This is a genomic window from Pseudoalteromonas sp. GABNS16E (genome assembly GCF_028598715.1).
Classification (GTDB): domain Bacteria; phylum Pseudomonadota; class Gammaproteobacteria; order Enterobacterales; family Alteromonadaceae; genus Pseudoalteromonas; species Pseudoalteromonas atlantica.
Genome location: NZ_JAQREZ010000232.1, coordinates 1 through 248 on the forward strand (window position 1 = coordinate 1; position 248 = coordinate 248).

General features: G+C 46.8%; 1 protein-coding gene. It reads right to left on the reverse strand.

From position 1 onward, the window contains the following. Window positions 1-248, reverse strand: a 248-nt coding sequence (locus tag PSI06_RS21380) for a Tn3 family transposase (RefSeq protein ID WP_273605080.1), incomplete at both ends; no start/stop codon positions are given.

Genomic DNA, 248 nt, shown 5'->3' on the forward strand with positions numbered 1-248 from the left:
CCAGACAGTTTTCTCACCAGTATTGCCTGTGTTGTTCGTTTTGTCTGAAGTGACAGGACAATACGCCTGATATCCTGCCATCCCGTTTCGATGACCCCCGTCCTGATGGGTTTCTTCAGCGCAAGTATGGTGTTACATTGTTCATTTTCAGTCACCTCAAACAGATCGTTGATGACGCTGTTAAATTGCGCGTATCGCGGTGCAAAGCTGTAGCCGCATAGATCCAATAAAGCGAAGTTGACGTGATT